We start from the raw sequence: 16,663 nt of genomic DNA, 5'->3' as shown, positions 1-16,663 counted from the left end.
TAATAAAATTAAAGCGTTCAGAAAATTAATTCTAAACGCTTTTGTATTTTGTTTAAAAGGTATAGTGGGCTTTGTAGACTTCAAAAACTTCCATCATCCTGCTACAACTTCCTTCTTATTAAATTCTCTCAATATCTGCTCCAATCGCTTTCAGTCTTCCGTCGATATTTTCGTAACCACGGTCAATTTGTTCGATATTATGAATAATCGATTTTCCTTCTGCTGATAATGCAGCAATTAGAAGTGCATTTCCGGCTCTGATATCCGGAGAAACCATCGTAGTTCCACGAAGCGGTGATTCCTGATTTAAACCGATTACAGTTGCTCTGTGCGGATCGCATAAGATAATCTGTGCTCCCATATCAATCAGTTTATCAACGAAAAATAATCTTGATTCAAACATTTTTTGATGTACCAGAATACTTCCTTTTGCCTGTGTTGCCACTACCAAAATGATGGAAAGTAAATCCGGAGTAAATCCTGGCCACGGCGCATCGGAAATCGTAAGGATAGATCCATCGATAAATTTCTGAATTTTATAATGCTCCTGAGACGGGATGTAAATATCATCACCGCTTTGCTCAAGCTCAATTCCCAGTTTTCTGAAAGTATTTGGAATAACACCAAGCTGGTTCCAGTTGACATTTTTAATGGTAATTTCAGATTTTGTCATGGCTGCAAGACCAATCCAAGAACCGATTTCTACCATATCGGGAAGCATCGTGTGTTCTGTGCCATTCAAATGAGTAACCCCTTCGATCGTTAATAAATTTGATCCGATTCCTGAAATATTAGCACCCATTCTGTTCAGCATCTTACAAAGCTGTTGCAGATAAGGTTCGCAGGCTGCGTTGTAGATTCTTGTTTTTCCTTTTGCTAAAGCCGCTGCCATCACAATATTGGCAGTTCCTGTTACGGAGGCTTCCTCGAGAAGGATGAATTTTCCGTTAAGCTCTTTAGCTTTTAATGAATAGAAATATTCGTTCTCATCGTAGTTAAATTCTGCACCCAATTCTACCAATCCTTGGAAATGCGTATCTAATCTTCTTCTGCCAATTTTATCACCTCCCGGAGTCGGCATGTAAGCTTCACCATAACGAGCCAACATTGGCCCCATCAACATGATTGAGCCTCTTAATTTTGCACCGTCTTTTTTAAATTCATCAGATTTAATATAATCAAAATTGACAGTGTCTGCTTTGAAAGTGAAGTCACCATGACCGTTTTTAGTCACTTTTACTCCGAAATCTCCCAAAATCTCAATCAGTCTGTTGACATCATGTATATCCGGAATGTTTTTTATTCTTACCTCTTCATCTGTTAATAAAACTGCGCATAAGATTTGAAGAGCTTCATTTTTTGCCCCTTGTGGAGTAATTTCACCTTGCAGTCTTTTCCCTCCTCTTATTTGAAACGTCCCACTCATTATCTTCTGTTCTTATTGTTGTTGTTATTGGTGAATCTTCTTTTGTTAAGATTATTGTTAGTACTGTTTTGATTTCTATTGTTGTTATTCTTGTTCAGATTATTTCGGTTGGCGGTAGCGTAATAAATCTTACTCTTGTCAAGAGATTCAATATTCGTCAAATCGAGCCTGTTTGATGACAATTCTTTCAAATGACGGAAAATCACATCATCGGTAACATGTTCTTTATTATAAACATTGTAAGATTTCTTCATATTGTTAGCAATCACCTCAATCAGGGCTTCTTTTTCATCTCCCGGTTCCAGCTCGATGGCTTTTTCTATTAATTGAAGAATGCTTTTTCCATAAAATTTAAAATCTCCCTGAAGCTTAGGATATTCCATTCTTTTGGGCTTTTCCTCTAATTCTTCTTTGGTAGGAAACGGATAAACAGGATCGATATCAAGATCATGCTTTGCTAAAATATATAAATGATCCCAAAGTTTATGTTTGTAATTGTCTTCGTCTCTAAGTTGTGGGTTTCTCTGACCCATAAAATCAATGATTGCCATTGCCATTTCGTTTCTTTCTTCTTTAGAAGGAAGCTCTTTGCAACGCTCAACCAGTTGTTGTATGATTCTGCCGTATTCCGGCATATTAAGCTGAGTTCTTTGGGTATTGTATTCCATAATATGCAAATATATGGATTAATAGAAATAATGAATTGAAAAACTGAAAAGTTTATGTTTTTTTAGCAAAAAAATAACAATTAAATACAGCTTATTTTTAGATACCTATAAATTTTTTGAAATTTTGAAATTTATTTCGCAAAAAGTGTATTTTTGTTATCAGTTTTAATAATTAAATACATTTTAAATGAAAAAAACACATTATTTAGTTTCTCTTTTGGCATTACTTATGATCACCTCCTGTCAAAGCAATGAAGAGGTAGAGATTGAAAACCCGCAACAGCAAAACATTCATGACAAAACTGTTCAGGTAACGAATCATGATGGAAGACCTTTTAATACGGGAAATAGTAATTCTGTAAACGGAAAGTTTATTTCAGGACCCGGTGGAGGAGTTCTGATGCAGGGTTTCTATTGGGACGTACCGGATGGCGGGGTATGGTGGAATACAGTTAAAGATAAATTACCAGCTTGGTCAAATGCAGGAATGAGCGCTATTTGGCTGCCTCCTGTTTCAAAAGCGCAGAACGGATCTTATTCAATGGGATATGATCCTACAGATTACTTTGATTTTGGGAATTATAATCAGAATGGAGCCGTGGAAACCCGTTTCGGATCAAAAACTGAACTTGAAGCACTAATCACAAAAGCGCATGACGAAAACATGCAGGTGTATGCAGATATTGTCCTGAATCACAACAGTGGCGGGCAATCTCAGGCCAATCCTTTTACCGGAACGAATACGTGGACCGATTTTTCTGGCGTTGCATCAGGTAAGTTTCAAAGAAGCTACAAAGATTTTTACAAAAATTCTTACGGAAATAATGATGAAGGAGCTTTTGGAGGTTTCCCGGATCTTTGCCATGCAAATCCATATGTACAAAACTGGTTGTGGGAGCGTGAAGATTCTGTAGGTAAATATTATAAAAATGTAATGAAATTTGACGGATGGAGATTTGATTACGTTAAAGGTTTTGGACCTTGGGTTGTCAATACATGGAATGCAAACATTGGCGGATTTTCTGTTGGTGAATTATGGGATTCTAACGTAAATACCTTAGAATGGTGGGCAAACAACGCAAATAGCTCTGTGTTTGATTTTGCTGCTTACTACAAAATGGATGAAGCATTTGATAACGGAAATCTAAACGTTCTAAACGACGATATGATGTGGAAAAGAAATCCCTACAAAGCTGTAACCTTCGTTGCCAATCATGATACGGATATTATTAATAATAAAATGTTGGCATATTCCTATATCCTGACTCATGAAGGTTATCCAACGATGTTTTACAGAGATTATGAAGAATGGCTGAACAAAGAAAGGCTTAATAACCTGATTTGGATTCATAATAATAAAGCAACAGGAAATACATCCATTCTTTATACGGATAACGACGAATATATTGCCAGAAGAAACGGATATAACGGAAACCCGGGATTAGTCGTTTATATCAATAGTTCTTCTCATTGGCAGGAAAGATGGATCCAGACAAACTGGAGCAGTCAACAGATTAAAGATTTCACAGGTCATTCATCTTGGTATCCTACAACACAGGGAGACAAATGGGTGAAAATTCAATGTCCGCCAAACAGTTATTCTATTTGGTCACTCAATCAATAACTGAATAAAAAAACTGCTTCATGATTGAGGCAGTTTTTATTTAAACTAAACTTCGATAAATTTTTTCTTCTGATGCTGATCGGGTAAAAAGCATTTTTGAGCAGAAAGCTTCATTCTGTTTTCAGATATTTTATCATAAATCTTATCGCTCAAAAAAGCGGGGAACAATTTTCCTGCTGCAGATAATTTATAAATACCACCCAATAAATCTGCAATCTTAAGAACTGCGCGAGATTTTATCAAATAATATGCTTCGGGCTTCCAAAGATACAGGGTGTTGAATTGTTTGGTTTCAAGACCTCTTTCTGAGAGAAATTTTTGTCCAAAATCAGATTGCAGTGATGCAAACATAAATTGGTCATTTTTGTCTCGTTCCAAAATCCATTGCACCCAAAAGTTACAGACTCCACATTCGCCGTCGAAAAATACAATGTGTTTATTTTTCCAGTTTTCCTCCATGATTCTTAAATTTATTGCATTTTTATCTGCGTGTCTTGTATTTGCTTTTTAAAATAGGTAACCAATTGCTTTCTTTGCTGGTCGCTCAGTTTGGCATCCTGATGACCAATATAATAGGATTCTAACGGCATTTCTTTTTTTTCAATCATTTCTATACATTCTTCCATTTTATGAATCTGCCTTTTAGGTTCATACATTGCAAATATAGAGAAGTTTAAGTGTTGACGTCCTTCATTAATGTGGTTCTTCAAAAACCATGATGAGGGTGCAATACTGGAATACCACGGATATTTTGTTTCGTTTGAATGACAGTCGTAGCACGAAGTACTAATTATATTGGCTGTTTCAGGCGGGGTATTTTTAATGGTCAAAAAATCCATTCCCTTATTTACAGGCGGATTGGTTTTGTCAATGGGAAAAAACTGAATGATTATAAATGCTACAAGTAAAATAATAAGTATTTTTTTCATAAATTTTGCTGTTAATAAATAATTATTTCCGAATTAGTGTTGTTTTTTGAAAAATAATATATATTTGTATCGAAAAATAAATGTATGAAAAAAAATCTATTATCAGTTCTATTATTAACTGGTTTTTTGTTTAATGCACAGGTAGGTATTAATACAGAATCTCCAAAAGCTACTTTAGATGTTGTAGGGTATCCTTCTGATGGAAATAAACTGGATGGGATTATCGCTCCCAGAATTGAAGCTGGTCAATTAAAGATAAAACTTTACACTACCGCACAATCTGGCTCTCTGGTTTATGTTACTGTTGCAGATCCTTCACCCAGTGGTCAAACAATAGATGTCACTTCACCCGGTTATTATTATTTTGATGGAGAGACTTCTGTTAATAAGTGGGTAAAAGTAGTATCCGGAAACCTTGCTTTAAATTCATTTTCAACTCCTTATGAAACTCCTAATTCAGGAAATTTATTACTGAATGATAAACATCATACACTAAGAATCTACGGAGGTACTACCGGGATTACTCTTCCTGATGCAAGCACCTGTAAAGGACGAATTTATATATTGATTGGCAGTACCGGAATTGCATCAAAACCAATCTCCACAGTTTCGGGAGCGGGAATTTATGATGATGTAACCAATACCAATATTACAACGATTAGCGGAAGTCAGAGATATCAGATTCAGAGTGACGGTGTTGGCTGGATAGTAATTGGGCGATGAAATCGTCATCAGCATTTTCTGCTAAATAATAATACCTTATCTTTGCAAAAAAAATTGGGCTTCAATAGTTGAAGTAACCCATTGATAATCTGATCCTGAGTGTAATCTCAAGGGTTATTAAACATTTTTTATGTCAAATATAGTTGCAATCGTTGGGCGTCCCAACGTAGGAAAATCCACACTTTTTAATCGTTTGCTTGAAAGAAGAGAAGCTATCGTAGATTCTACTTCCGGAGTTACCAGAGACCGTCATTACGGAAAATCTGACTGGAATGGGGTAGACTTTACCGTGATTGATACGGGTGGTTATGAAGTAAATAGTGAAGACGTTTTTCAGGAAGAAATTTCAAAACAGGTACAGTTGGCAATTGATGAAGCTACATCTATCATCTTTATGCTGAATGTGGAAGAAGGACTTACAGATACGGATTACGAGATCCATGAAATGCTGAGAAGAGCCAATAAACCTGTATATATTGTGATTAATAAAGTAGATTCTGCTAGAGAAGAAGTAGATGCTACAGAATTTTATCAGTTAGGAATCGAAAAATACTATACTTTATCTTCTGCTACAGGGTCAGGAACGGGAGAAATTCTGGATGATATAGTGAGAGATTTTCCGACGACAGATTACAAAGATCCGTTTGAAGGTCTGCCAAAAATCACGATTGCAGGTCGTCCCAATGTAGGGAAATCTACTTTGACAAATGCCTTGCTTGATACCGACAGAAACATTGTTACTGATGTTGCAGGTACTACAAGAGACAGTATCCAGACACTTTACAACAAATTCGGACATGAGTTTGTATTGGTAGACACTGCAGGAATGCGTCGTAAATCTAAAGTAAACGAAGATCTGGAATTTTATTCTGTCATGAGGTCGATTCGTTCTATAGAATATTCTGATGTGGTAATCATTATGGTTGATGCTACTCAAGGTTGGGAATCTCAGGATATGAATATTTTCGGTTTGGCTCAGAAAAACAGAAAAGGAATCGTAATTGTGGTTAACAAATGGGATTTGGTTGAAGATAAGCATACCAATACCATCAGAGATTTTGAAAAATCAATCAGAGATAAAATAGGTCAGTTCAGTGATATTCCAATTCTTTTTGTTTCAGCTTTAACGAAACAAAGAATCCTGAAAGCGGTGGAAATGGCTATGGTTGTTTATGAAGACCGTAAAAAGAAAATTAAAACTTCAAAACTAAATGAAGTGATGCTTCCTATTTTCGAACGTACACCTCCACCAGCAAATAAAGGAAAATTTATTAAAATCAAATATTGTGTGCAGTTACCAACGCCGTCTCCACAATTTGTATTTTTCTGTAATTTGCCGCAATATGTGAAAGAAGCATATAAGAGGTTTACAGAAAATCAGTTAAGAAAAGAATTCGGATTTACCGGAGTTCCTATTGAAGTATATTTCAGACAAAAATAATCGGATTAATCTCCATTTAAAATCATAAAAATATAATCCCTTTCAGTAATTTCTGAGAGGGATTTATTTTATATTTCATAGTTTTGCTATCAGAACAATCAAAATTATGACGGTAGAACTTTCTAAAACTTTTTCTTTAGTTAATTCATGGATTAACGAACTCCGAAATGTAGAAATTCAACATGACCGAATGAGATTTCGCAGGAATATGGAGCGTATCGGAGAAATTGCTGCGTTTGAAATCAGTAAAGATTTGGAAACAAAAGAAGTTGAAATTAGAACTCCGTTAGACACCATCAAAACTCAGGAAATTGCAGTACAACCTGTCATTACAACAATCTTAAGAGCTGGCGTTCCTTTATTTGAGGGGATTTTAAACTATTTTGACAAAGCTGATTGCGGTTTTGTAGCAGCCTACAGAAAACATGATGCGAATGATTATTTTTCTATCAAGCAGGATTATTTAACCTGTCCGAGTATCGATGGAAAACCATTAATTGTGGCAGATCCTATGTTGGCAACCGGTGCGTCTTTAATTGAAGCCATCAAAGATTTGCTGACCAACGGAACACCTTCCCAATTGCACATCGTTGCGGCAATCGCATCCAAACAAGGTGTAGAAACCATCGAAAAAGCTTATCCTGAAGCGAAAATTTGGGTCGGAGCGATTGATGGAAATTTAACTTCAAAAGGATATATTATTCCGGGATTGGGCGATGCGGGAGATTTGAGTTATGGGGAGAAATTGCAGAGATAATCATTACAGATTCCAGAAATCTTTCATCAGATCAAATAATAAATCAGGTCGTATTTTTTCCACAGGATGTTTTGTATCGGGAAGTACGGCTAGTTTTGCTTTTTTTAGTTTTCTGTAGACTTCTGTACTTTCCTCAATGGTGACCATATGATCCTGATCTCCGACCATGATCTGAACAGGAATTTCTATATTTTCTAAAACATCATCCTGTAAAGGCGGATTTTTACCTAAAGAAATCATCATTTCAGCAATTGCAGGAAGTAGTTTTTTCCATTTTGTACCATGTTGAAACTCTAATAATTCTGCATACTTAGGAACTTTTTCTGTGATTATATCAGGATTGAGCATTGTACTTTCTTTCAAAGCCTGTTCTTTCGTCCAGTTGAATTTTGTTCCCAATGTCATTATTGAATTTATTTTTCCGGGATTTTGTGAAGCACAATAAAGTGCTACATAACCGCCCATACTATGTCCGAAAATATCAACGTTATTAAGATTTTCCTGTTCAATAAATTCTGCTAATTCTTGTGTGTATTTTTCAATAGTAATTCCGTTTAGCGGCAACTCTTTACTTCCGTGCCCCGAAAACAAAGGGCTATAAATATTGAAATACTTTGAAAGCTGATCTAAATACGGTGTGAAAACATCGCTGTGACTTAATGCTCCGTGTAATAAAATAAGGTTTCTCATGGTCATTGTTTTGTGGGAAATTAATAAAAATATTTCAAATGAAAACATTTTTTATCCCTGTTACGATCAATCACTCATCCATCGCCATGACCAGAACACTCACTTTATTATTCCTTTCTTTCAAAATTTCCCAGGCAATAATAGCCAAAGTATTTCCTGTGGTAAAAACATCGTCAATCAGTAAAACGTGTTGATTTGAAATATTTTGAGTTAAAGAAAACGTATTTTGATTTTCCAGACGGTGTTGTCTGTCTTTTAAAGCCTGAGCTTTAGAATAATAATTTCGTTTTAGTAAACTGTGGTCAAAAGGAATTTTATAAAAATCAGACAATGTTTCAGTAAATAAATGAAGTTGATTGTAGCCTCTTTCTTTTTCTTTCTTTGGATGAAGCGGAACGCTTACCAACAAATCTGGCTTTTCGTTTTTAAAATCTAAATTTTCAGTTACCCAATCTGCAAGAATCTTACCTGTTTTCTCACGAGTTCTGTATTTTAACTGGTGAATGATTTTTCGGCTGAGATTTTCATGTTCAAACTGCATCAAAGCATACGCATTTTCAATGGGAAAGAGCAATTTGCATTTTTCTTTTAAACTGTTTTCAGAAAAGTAAGCAAAATGGGTAAAGTGAATCTGTTCAAAACAGATGTTGCAAACTATCAGATCACCATCGATAATTCTATTACAGTCAATGCAGCGGTTTGGGAAGAATAAGTCTAAAATCATTTGTGTGTGTTTAAAGATAAAATTAATAAAAATTTCAATACATAAGCACTATATTTGAAATTCAATTTTCTAATCAAATTCTCTATCTTTGCACCATGATACGTATTACAAAAATTTTTACATTCGAGACTGCTCATGTTTTGTACAATTATGATGGGAAATGTAAAAATATGCACGGACATTCTTACAAACTTTTCGTTACCGTAAAAGGAAAACCGATCAATGATCTGGAAAACCCCAAAAACGGAATGGTGGTAGATTTCGGAGATATTAAAGCAATTGTGAAAGCTGAAATTGTAGATGTTTGGGATCATTCTGTGTTGATCAACGGTGCTTCTCCACACAGAGAAATGGGTGAAGAATTAGAAAATAAAGGTCAGAAAGTAATTTACTGCAATTTTCAGCCGACCTGCGAGAATATGTTGTACGCCATCGCTGCAAAAATAAAATCAAAACTTCCGGCTGATGTTTCTTTGGCTTATCTGAAGCTTCATGAGACAGAAAACTCTTACGGAGAATGGTATGCAGAAGACAATCAATAATATTTCCTGATTTAAACTAGAGACGTGCTGAAAACTACCATCCATTTAGAACCCGGAAAGAAAGTCTATTTTGCATCAGACCAGCATTTTGGAGCACCGAATCCTAAGGAAAGCAAACTTCGTGAGGAGAAATTTATCCGTTGGATGAATGAGATCAAAGAAGATGCTCAGATTTTATTTCTGATGGGTGATTTGTTCGATTTTTGGCATGAATGGAAACATGTAATTCCGAAAGGTTATGTACGTGTTTTGGGGAAAATTGCTGAGTTAAAAGATAGGGGTGTTCAGATTTATTTTTTCGTCGGAAATCATGATCTTTGGATGAAAGATTATCTGAAGAAGAAATAGGATGCACCGTTTTCTACAAAAAGCAATATTTTGAGATTGGAGGAAAACAGTTTTTGCTGGCTCACGGTGATGGTTTGGGACCCGGAGATAAAGGGTATAAAAGAATGAAGAAAGTGTTTACAAATCCTGTTGCACAATGGTTTTTTAAATGGCTTCATCCCGATATTGCAATGAAAGTTGCTTTGTACTTGTCGCAGAAAAATAAAATGATTTCCGGAGATGAAGACAAAGCGTTTTTGGGTGAGGAAAAAGAGTTTCTGATCATCTACTCAAAAGAAAAGCTGAAAACAGAAAAAATCGATTATTTTATCTACGGTCACAGACATTTGCCGATGGTTTTAGATTTAAATGAAAATTCAAAATACATCAATCTTGGAGACTGGATTTCTTATTTTACGTACGGAGTTTTTGAAAATAACTTTGAATTGAAAACTTTTGAGCATACATAAAAAAATTACCTCCAAAGAGGTAATTCCTGAATAACAGTTTCTACGGCTGTTATATCTAATCCATATTCTGAAGACTGAATTGCAATAACCTAACCAATTTTTAAGTTTTTAAATTAATTATTTCTTAAAATTACAATCAAATTTCCTATATGATTCAAAATGAATCAATAAGGCACAAAAGTTATTTTAAATTAAATTGAAAAGTATATTTGACATACAGAACGAACAAGAATTTTTGGATGTGGCACTGACAACTTTTCGGTATCAATACAAAAATATTGAGGTTTACAGAAAATTTGTAGATTATCTGAATATCAACATTGAAGGAGTGAAGTCATTAGATAAAATTCCTTTTTTGCCGATAGAGATGTTTAAAAATCATAAGATTGTAGATCAGAATATTTCTACAGATCTGTTTTTTCAAAGCTCCGGAACAACGCAGATGAATTTGTCTAAACATTTCATTACAAACGAAAATATATATCAGGAAAGCATTTACAAAAGCTTCGACCGGTTCATCGGAAAGCCTGAAGATTTCATATTTTTAGGTTTGCTTCCAAGTTATCTCGAAAAACAAAACTCATCATTGATTTATATGGTGGATTTTCTGATGAAAAAATCAGACAAACCAGAAAATGGATATTTTCTTTACAATCACGCAGATTTATTGAAGCTTTTAAATGAATTAAAAGACAAGAAAGTCATTCTTTTCGGAGTTTCTTTTGCGCTTCTGGATTTTCTGGATTATTGTACATCAAACTCCTCGATACTCCAACAATATAACAATCTGGCCGTTATAGAAACGGGCGGAATGAAAGGGCGTAAAGGAGAAATGACGAAAGACGAACTGTTGATAATTCTTCAGGAAGGTTTTAAAACTGAGAAAATATACTCAGAATATTCGATGACAGAATTGCTTTCCCAGGCTTATTCTTTAGGCAGTAATGTTTACGAATGTCCAAATTGGATGAGGGTTTTGATCAGAAATGTAGAAGATCCTTTTAGTTATGAAGCTGCCGGAAAAACGGGAGCAATTAATATTATCGATCTGGCAAATATTCACTCATGTGCATTCATTGCAACGCAGGATTTGGGTAAATTGTTGACAGAAGATGAGAAGAAATTTCAGGTGCTGGGAAGAATAGATCATTCGGATATTCGTGGATGTAGTCTATTAGTGAGTTAACGGGTTTGAAAGTAGGAGAGTGTTAGGGTTTGAGTCCTTGCTAAATGGAACGCCTTTGCGAACGAAAAAATATGCTCAATAATATTAAGAAATCTGCGGACTTTGCGTTTAAATAAAAAAAACTTAAAACGTGCTTAAAATAGAAGAACTGGTTCATGCTTACATTCATGCGAATTGCGATTTTGAGAAAGAAATCGTGTTGAGCAATCACTTTCATTCAGATTGGGAAGCAGATGTTTTGATTATTGATTCTGAAGGTTTCAGTCATGAAATTGAAATCAAACTTTCAAAGAGTGATTTTAAAAACGATTTTAAAAAGTCATATATTAATACAAAAACCGGAGAAAAATTCCTGAAGCATGACAAAATTTGTTGTGGCGATTATCCTTGTAATGCATTTAGTTTTCTACTTCCGATGGGAATGATTGAGCATTCTCAAATTCCCGAACACTGCGGAATTATTGAGTTTTATCACAATGAAGATAGTTGGGATACAGAATTCTATATGATCCGTTCACCCAAAAAAGTACACGAAGATTCTTATTGGAAACTGAATGATAAAGATCTTTTTATTCGAAAAATGGCACTTAATTTATTACAGAGAAAATTAGAAATAAAAGGAAAACACGAAGAACTTATTTTTAAAAATCCTTTCGAAATAAAGAAACCGAAATAGAAAAATCCTGCCGAAAGACAGGATTTATTTTTGATATATAGTTGTGAAGTTTATTTTGCAGATTCTGGTCTTTCCATTAATACATTGTAAGTGAAAGCTGCTGCAACACCTCCTAAAACCGGTGCAGCAACAAATAGCCATAGCTGTGAAAGTGCCTCACCACCTGCGAAAATAGCCGGGCCAATACTTCTTGCCGGATTTACAGAAACTCCTGTTACTTTAATTCCGACAATATGAATCAACACCAAAGAAAATCCAATGGCTAAACCTGCAAATCCACCGTTGATATTTTTCGTAGAAGTTGAACCTAATATCACCATCAGGAAAATAAAAGTAAAAATAAATTCAGCAACAAATGCAGCTGTGGAATTGTAAGCATCCAAATATCCTGTTCCCCATCCGTTTGATCCCAATGCCCATGGTCCCATTTCCGCACCTGGGTGATTGGTGAAAATCACATATAGAATTCCTGCGCCCATAATTGCACCAATAATTTGGGCAATGATGTATCGAATTGCTTCATCAATTTTCATTCTTCCTGCAGCAACCATGGCTATTGAAATGGCAGGGTTGATATGGCATCCCGAAATATGACCTATTGCATAAGCCATTGCTACCACGCTTAAACCAAATGCGAAAGAAATTCCCAGAAGTCCTACTCCTGTTGTACCATCTGCACCTGCAATCACTGCGCTTCCGCATCCCATGAGAACAAGTACCATTGTGCCGAGCATCTCAGCCACGAATTTTGAAGTTTTTGAAATCATCTTTAATGTATTTTTAAATTGTTCAGCGAATGTACAAAAATTAATTATTCAAACTTAATTGATGTTAAATAAATTATTGTGTATAATATTTAAAAATGAGTGCGATTTATGTAATTTATTAACTTTTTTTATGATAAAGATTTTATTCATAAAATATTATGAGAATGCATTAATTTAATATCTTTGGAATTGCACAATCAATTATTTTATATTTAATTTCAAAATTGTACTTAATGAGAAAGTTGCTTTGTATTCTGCTTTTCTTTTTTTATTATTTTTTCAATGGTCAGGCCTTAAAAAAATCTACATCATGCTATGATTTAACAGAAGTTTTGAAAGTTGAACCCACTCCTTTGTACAAGCCGCATCTAGCGGCATCCAAGAGTTTTAATGTGAATATTCTTAAAAATACTTCGCAAGTTCAGAAGTATATCAATAAAGGTAAATTCCATACCGTAAAAAAAACAGGGAAGGGATATAGGGTTCAAAAACTGGATTACAGCAGACCCTATTTAGTGTCAAAAGCTAAAACGACTTTAGAAAAAATAGGTTCAAGATTCAGTAAAGAAAGTAAAGGACATACCTTTACTGTTTCATCCCTTACCAGAACACTCGAAGACCAATGTAGATTAAGAAAAGTTAATTCTAATGCCTCAATGGGAATCAGTTCGCATAATTATGGGAACTCCTTTGATATTTCGTACGTGAGATTTAACAATAAACTGAAAACAAACCCAAAATTAGAGGCAGCTTTAGAAAAAGTTTTGAAATATTATGCTGATGCAGGTCGTATTTTTTACATCAAAGAACGTCAGCAAAGCTGTTTTCACGTCACAGTTAAGAATTATTAAATTTAAAGTCCTTTATTTTCCGTATTTTTGCACCCGAAAAATATTCGGTAGACATTATTCATCATTAATTACTCATAAAGATGCTTTCGGTTCAAGGTTTAGGCTTACATCATTCGGGAAACTACTTGTTTCAAAACGTGAATTTCACCATTAAAAAGGATGATAAAATTGGTTTGGTTGGTAAAAACGGAGCGGGAAAATCCACTTTGCTGAAAATGCTTTCCAAAGAAATTACTTTTTATGAAGGTTTGGTGGTTCCGGAAGGAAATATTACCATCGGTTTTCTGAAACAGGATCTTGATTTTGTAAAAGGAAGAACCGTTTGGAATGAAACCATGCAGGCTTTTGAGCAAATTAATGCATGGAAAAATGAATTGGAAGAAGTCAATCATCAGCTCGCAACAAGAACCGATTACGAAAGTGATGCCTATACAGACATCATCAACAAAATGACGGAGCTGAACGATATTTTAATGCATCATGACGCTTACAATCTGGAAGGGGATATTGAAAAAGTATTGTTTGGTTTAGGTTTTAAAGCAGATGATTTCCAAAAAATAACAGACGAATTTTCCGGAGGGTGGAGAATGAGAATTGAATTGGCAAAACTGCTTCTTCAGAAAAATGACCTGATGCTTCTCGATGAGCCTACCAACCACCTGGATATGGAATCAATCATCTGGTTGGAAAACTTTTTGAAAGATTATCCCGGTGCAATCGTTTTGGTAAGTCACGACAAACAGTTTATGACCGCAGTTTGTAACCGTACTTTTGATGTGAATAACAGAAAAGTAGACGATTATAAAACCAACTACACCAAATATTTGGTGATGCGTGAAGAACGCCGTGAAAAACTGATTCAGGCAAAAAAGAATCAGGATGCGGAGATCAAACAAATGGAAGATAACATTAATAAGTTCCGTGCAAGTGCTACCAAAGCATCTTTTGCGCAGTCGCTTATTAAAAAATTAGATAAAATTGACCGTATTGAGGTTGATAATGAAGACGTTTCAAAATTCAATATTCGTTTCGTACAATCTGTTGTTCCCGGGAAAGTAATTTTTGAAGCTGAACACTTGGGTAAAGCTTATGGTAAAAAGCAGATTTTCGATGAGGTAGATTTCATCGTTCAGCGAGGCGACAGAATTGCTCTTCTTGGACAAAACGGACAGGGGAAAACAACTTTGGCGAAAATTCTTGCCGGAGATATTCAGGATTATTCAGGAACCTGGAACTTGGGTCATAATGTCAATATCGGATACTTCGCCCAAAATCAGGAAGAAGTTTTAACGCCAAATAAAACCGTTTTGGAAGAAGCAGAAGATTCTGCAACCGAAGAAACAAGACCTAGAGTAAGAGATTTATTGGGTTCTTTCTTATTCCAGGGGGAAGCGGTAAATAAAAAGACCAAAGTGCTTTCCGGAGGGGAAAGAAACCGTTTGGCATTGTGTAAATTATTGCTTCGTCCCTTCAATACGTTGATTATGGATGAGCCTACCAATCACTTGGATATTCAGTCTAAAGAGATTATCAAATTGGCATTACAGAAGTTTGAAGGTACTTTGATTGTGATTTCTCACGACAGAGAATTCCTGCAAGGACTTTGTGATAAGATTTACGAATTCCGTGATGGCAGAATGAAAGAATTCTTAGGAAGTGTGAATGAGTATCTTGAATTCAGACAAAAAGAATCCATTAGAGAAATCTCTGCCGAAAAAGCGAAACTTCATGATGATGAGGTTAAGGTTGTAGAAAAAGCTAAAGCTGAAGAAAAGCAAGCCAAAGCTGAAATTAAATCTACTGTCATCGTAAGCAAAGAACAAAAGAATATTCAGAATAAAATCAAAAAAGTAGAAGAAAAAATTTCTGAGTTGGAAACAGCTATCGAAAATATGGAAGCTTCATTTACGACTGAAAATCCTTCTGAAGAAACTTTAGAAAAATACAACAAAACGAAAGAAGACCTTGATGCAGCTTTGCAGGAATGGGAATATCTGGGAACACAACTTGGTTGATTTTCTATTCAATATAAATAATAAAGATGGGTGTATCACTCATCTTTTTTTTGTTGTGAAAAGTAGTGCTTTTTACACATATCCGATTTGTAAATGAAGTAATCTCCAGATTGTAAATTTGAGGATTTATTTTAAAAAGCTGAAACTCCATAACATCATCATGTTTGTAAATAGTATAACAATGATTTGAGCTCCGTAGGAGCGATACGTTTGTGAATAAAGATACAATCATCATTAAATAACTATAATTTAATCTTTATTTAAAAAGCTTTAAAATATTATTCTTATTTTTGCCAGATGATTTTTAAAGAAAGCAGAAATCTGAAAAGTTTTATTTCCAAGCTGATGTTTGGGATCTACTTTTTTGCGCTGTTTTCTTCAAGCTTTCACAGTCACGATTCTGCTGATGTTTTTATAGGTTTTAATTTAAAAAAATCAGAGAATAATATTTCAAAAAACCTTTCTAAAGAAAAAGCCGGCGACTGTTTGGCCTGTCATTTCTTAGCAACCGGAAACACCTTAATTCCCGAAGAATTTAGTTTTGCTTTCGAGAGCTATACGCACGAGGTAGAGCAAATTATTGCGGTTCAGGAAAGAGTTTGGTCTCAGACAAAATTCACTTTTCAGCTTCGGGGTCCACCCACAATTTCTTAATTACAGATTTACTTACCGGATTTGACTTAAATTTTTAAGGCTTACCTCACTCAATGGGAAAATGGGGGCTATTAAGTCATTAAGAATAACAATTTAATGTATTCTATACATCTAAACACGTTAATGCACTGTATATTTTGCATGTACAAATCCGCTATTCATTTATTTTCACGATTAAGAATGTGCTTTTTTA

General features: G+C 34.9%; 17 protein-coding genes and 1 pseudogene. 11 read left to right on the top strand and 7 right to left on the bottom strand.

The annotated features are described in order from the left end of the window. Positions 1-118: 118 nt before the first annotated feature. Both murA and ACZZ9T_RS00220 read right to left on the bottom strand, forming a co-directional pair. On the bottom strand, positions 119-1,426 hold the full coding sequence (gene murA, locus ACZZ9T_RS00225; RefSeq protein WP_463440438.1) for a UDP-N-acetylglucosamine 1-carboxyvinyltransferase: 1,308 nt from the start codon (positions 1,424-1,426) through the stop codon (positions 119-121). Next, positions 1,426-2,094 (bottom strand): DUF4290 domain-containing protein, encoded by a 669-nt coding sequence (locus ACZZ9T_RS00220; protein WP_463440437.1) that lies wholly within the window; start codon positions 2,092-2,094, stop codon positions 1,426-1,428. Before ACZZ9T_RS00220 ends, murA begins: the two co-directional genes overlap by 1 nt. Before the next feature lie 187 nt (positions 2,095-2,281). Between ACZZ9T_RS00220 and ACZZ9T_RS00215 the strand changes: the two genes are divergently transcribed. Further along, positions 2,282-3,718, top strand: coding sequence for an alpha-amylase (locus ACZZ9T_RS00215; protein ID WP_463440436.1), 1,437 nt, complete (start codon positions 2,282-2,284; stop codon positions 3,716-3,718). Positions 3,719-3,763: 45 nt separating this feature from the next. On the opposite strand, the gene ACZZ9T_RS00210 is transcribed toward ACZZ9T_RS00215, so the two are convergent. Continuing rightward, the gene (locus ACZZ9T_RS00210) at positions 3,764-4,177 is read right to left on the bottom strand and encodes a thiol-disulfide oxidoreductase DCC family protein (RefSeq protein WP_463440435.1); all 414 of its coding nucleotides are present in this window, start codon (positions 4,175-4,177) and stop codon (positions 3,764-3,766) included. 11 nt (positions 4,178-4,188) lie between these two features. After that, positions 4,189-4,647 carry a heme-binding domain-containing protein gene (locus ACZZ9T_RS00205; protein WP_463440434.1) on the bottom strand — a complete coding sequence of 153 codons (459 nt, stop codon included), beginning with the start codon at positions 4,645-4,647 and terminating at the stop codon, positions 4,189-4,191. Positions 4,648-4,731: 84 nt separating this feature from the next. Here ACZZ9T_RS00205 and ACZZ9T_RS00200 point away from each other — a divergent pair, with 84 nt between their 5' ends. The 3 genes from ACZZ9T_RS00200 to upp all read left to right on the top strand — a co-directional run bounded on the left by ACZZ9T_RS00200 (position 4,732) and on the right by upp (position 7,568). Further along, positions 4,732-5,370: a hypothetical protein gene (locus ACZZ9T_RS00200; RefSeq protein WP_463440433.1), complete on the top strand. Its 639-nt coding sequence runs from the start codon at positions 4,732-4,734 to the stop codon at positions 5,368-5,370. A gap of 130 nt (positions 5,371-5,500) precedes the next feature. Continuing rightward, on the top strand, positions 5,501-6,811 hold the full coding sequence (der, locus tag ACZZ9T_RS00195) for a ribosome biogenesis GTPase Der (protein ID WP_463440432.1): 1,311 nt from the start codon (positions 5,501-5,503) through the stop codon (positions 6,809-6,811). Between the two features lie 106 nt (positions 6,812-6,917). Then, positions 6,918-7,568: a uracil phosphoribosyltransferase gene (gene upp, locus ACZZ9T_RS00190; RefSeq protein WP_463440431.1), complete on the top strand. Its 651-nt coding sequence runs from the start codon at positions 6,918-6,920 to the stop codon at positions 7,566-7,568. A 3-nt stretch (positions 7,569-7,571) separates the two neighbouring features. Here upp and ACZZ9T_RS00185 read toward each other — a convergent pair whose 3' ends face one another. Both ACZZ9T_RS00185 and ACZZ9T_RS00180 read right to left on the bottom strand, forming a co-directional pair. Then, a complete protein-coding gene (locus ACZZ9T_RS00185) occupies positions 7,572-8,258 on the bottom strand; it encodes an alpha/beta fold hydrolase (protein ID WP_463440430.1) in 687 nt (228 codons plus the stop codon). A gap of 70 nt (positions 8,259-8,328) precedes the next feature. Continuing rightward, positions 8,329-8,982: a ComF family protein gene (locus ACZZ9T_RS00180; protein WP_463440429.1), complete on the bottom strand. Its 654-nt coding sequence runs from the start codon at positions 8,980-8,982 to the stop codon at positions 8,329-8,331. 95 nt (positions 8,983-9,077) lie between these two features. Between ACZZ9T_RS00180 and ACZZ9T_RS00175 the strand changes: the two genes are divergently transcribed. The 4 genes and pseudogenes from ACZZ9T_RS00175 to ACZZ9T_RS00160 all read left to right on the top strand — a co-directional run bounded on the left by ACZZ9T_RS00175 (position 9,078) and on the right by ACZZ9T_RS00160 (position 12,183). Continuing rightward, entirely contained in the window at positions 9,078-9,524 is a 447-nt protein-coding gene (locus ACZZ9T_RS00175) for a 6-pyruvoyl trahydropterin synthase family protein (protein WP_463429438.1), read from the top strand. A gap of 24 nt (positions 9,525-9,548) precedes the next feature. After that, positions 9,549-10,321 (top strand): annotated as a pseudogene (locus ACZZ9T_RS00170) (UDP-2,3-diacylglucosamine diphosphatase). Between the two features lie 196 nt (positions 10,322-10,517). Beyond that, on the top strand, positions 10,518-11,507 hold the full coding sequence (locus ACZZ9T_RS00165; protein WP_463440428.1) for a long-chain-fatty-acid--protein ligase: 990 nt from the start codon (positions 10,518-10,520) through the stop codon (positions 11,505-11,507). A gap of 130 nt (positions 11,508-11,637) precedes the next feature. Next, positions 11,638-12,183 carry a hypothetical protein gene (locus ACZZ9T_RS00160; RefSeq protein ID WP_463440427.1) on the top strand — a complete coding sequence of 182 codons (546 nt, stop codon included), beginning with the start codon at positions 11,638-11,640 and terminating at the stop codon, positions 12,181-12,183. A gap of 50 nt (positions 12,184-12,233) precedes the next feature. Here the strand turns inward: ACZZ9T_RS00160 and aqpZ are convergent, their stop codons facing one another. Further along, positions 12,234-12,950 (bottom strand): aquaporin Z, encoded by a 717-nt coding sequence (gene aqpZ / locus ACZZ9T_RS00155; protein ID WP_463440426.1) that lies wholly within the window; start codon positions 12,948-12,950, stop codon positions 12,234-12,236. Between the two features lie 233 nt (positions 12,951-13,183). Between aqpZ and ACZZ9T_RS00150 the strand changes: the two genes are divergently transcribed. The 3 genes from ACZZ9T_RS00150 (at position 13,184) to ACZZ9T_RS00140 (ending at position 16,470) form a co-directional block, all read left to right on the top strand. Next, positions 13,184-13,801 (top strand): DUF5715 family protein, encoded by a 618-nt coding sequence (locus ACZZ9T_RS00150; protein ID WP_463440425.1) that lies wholly within the window; start codon positions 13,184-13,186, stop codon positions 13,799-13,801. A gap of 80 nt (positions 13,802-13,881) precedes the next feature. Continuing rightward, a complete protein-coding gene (locus ACZZ9T_RS00145) occupies positions 13,882-15,816 on the top strand; it encodes an ABC-F family ATP-binding cassette domain-containing protein (protein WP_463429432.1) in 1,935 nt (644 codons plus the stop codon). A 297-nt stretch (positions 15,817-16,113) separates the two neighbouring features. Continuing rightward, positions 16,114-16,470, top strand: a complete 357-nt coding sequence (locus ACZZ9T_RS00140; RefSeq protein ID WP_463440424.1) for a hypothetical protein — start codon at positions 16,114-16,116, stop codon at positions 16,468-16,470. Positions 16,471-16,663 lie beyond the last annotated feature (193 nt).

Source organism: Chryseobacterium sp. AC417, assembly GCF_979258215.1.
This window is presented reverse-complemented; position numbering and strand designations above follow the sequence as displayed.

Coding starts and splice junctions, on each gene's coding strand:
- ACZZ9T_RS00180 (WP_463440429.1), bottom strand. CDS start 8,982: ATGATTTTAGACTTATTCTTCCCAAACCGCTGCATTGACTGTAATAGA.
- ACZZ9T_RS00205 (WP_463440434.1), bottom strand. CDS start 4,647: ATGAAAAAAATACTTATTATTTTACTTGTAGCATTTATAATCATTCAG.
- aqpZ (WP_463440426.1), bottom strand. CDS start 12,950: ATGATTTCAAAAACTTCAAAATTCGTGGCTGAGATGCTCGGCACAATG.
- ACZZ9T_RS00210 (WP_463440435.1), bottom strand. CDS start 4,177: ATGGAGGAAAACTGGAAAAATAAACACATTGTATTTTTCGACGGCGAA.
- ACZZ9T_RS00220 (WP_463440437.1), bottom strand. CDS start 2,094: ATGGAATACAATACCCAAAGAACTCAGCTTAATATGCCGGAATACGGC.
- upp (WP_463440431.1), top strand. CDS start 6,918: ATGACGGTAGAACTTTCTAAAACTTTTTCTTTAGTTAATTCATGGATT.
- der (WP_463440432.1), top strand. CDS start 5,501: ATGTCAAATATAGTTGCAATCGTTGGGCGTCCCAACGTAGGAAAATCC.
- ACZZ9T_RS00140 (WP_463440424.1), top strand. CDS start 16,114: ATGATTTTTAAAGAAAGCAGAAATCTGAAAAGTTTTATTTCCAAGCTG.
- ACZZ9T_RS00145 (WP_463429432.1), top strand. CDS start 13,882: ATGCTTTCGGTTCAAGGTTTAGGCTTACATCATTCGGGAAACTACTTG.
- murA (WP_463440438.1), bottom strand. CDS start 1,426: ATGAGTGGGACGTTTCAAATAAGAGGAGGGAAAAGACTGCAAGGTGAA.
- ACZZ9T_RS00175 (WP_463429438.1), top strand. CDS start 9,078: ATGATACGTATTACAAAAATTTTTACATTCGAGACTGCTCATGTTTTG.
- ACZZ9T_RS00215 (WP_463440436.1), top strand. CDS start 2,282: ATGAAAAAAACACATTATTTAGTTTCTCTTTTGGCATTACTTATGATC.
- ACZZ9T_RS00200 (WP_463440433.1), top strand. CDS start 4,732: ATGAAAAAAAATCTATTATCAGTTCTATTATTAACTGGTTTTTTGTTT.
- ACZZ9T_RS00185 (WP_463440430.1), bottom strand. CDS start 8,258: ATGAGAAACCTTATTTTATTACACGGAGCATTAAGTCACAGCGATGTT.
- ACZZ9T_RS00150 (WP_463440425.1), top strand. CDS start 13,184: ATGAGAAAGTTGCTTTGTATTCTGCTTTTCTTTTTTTATTATTTTTTC.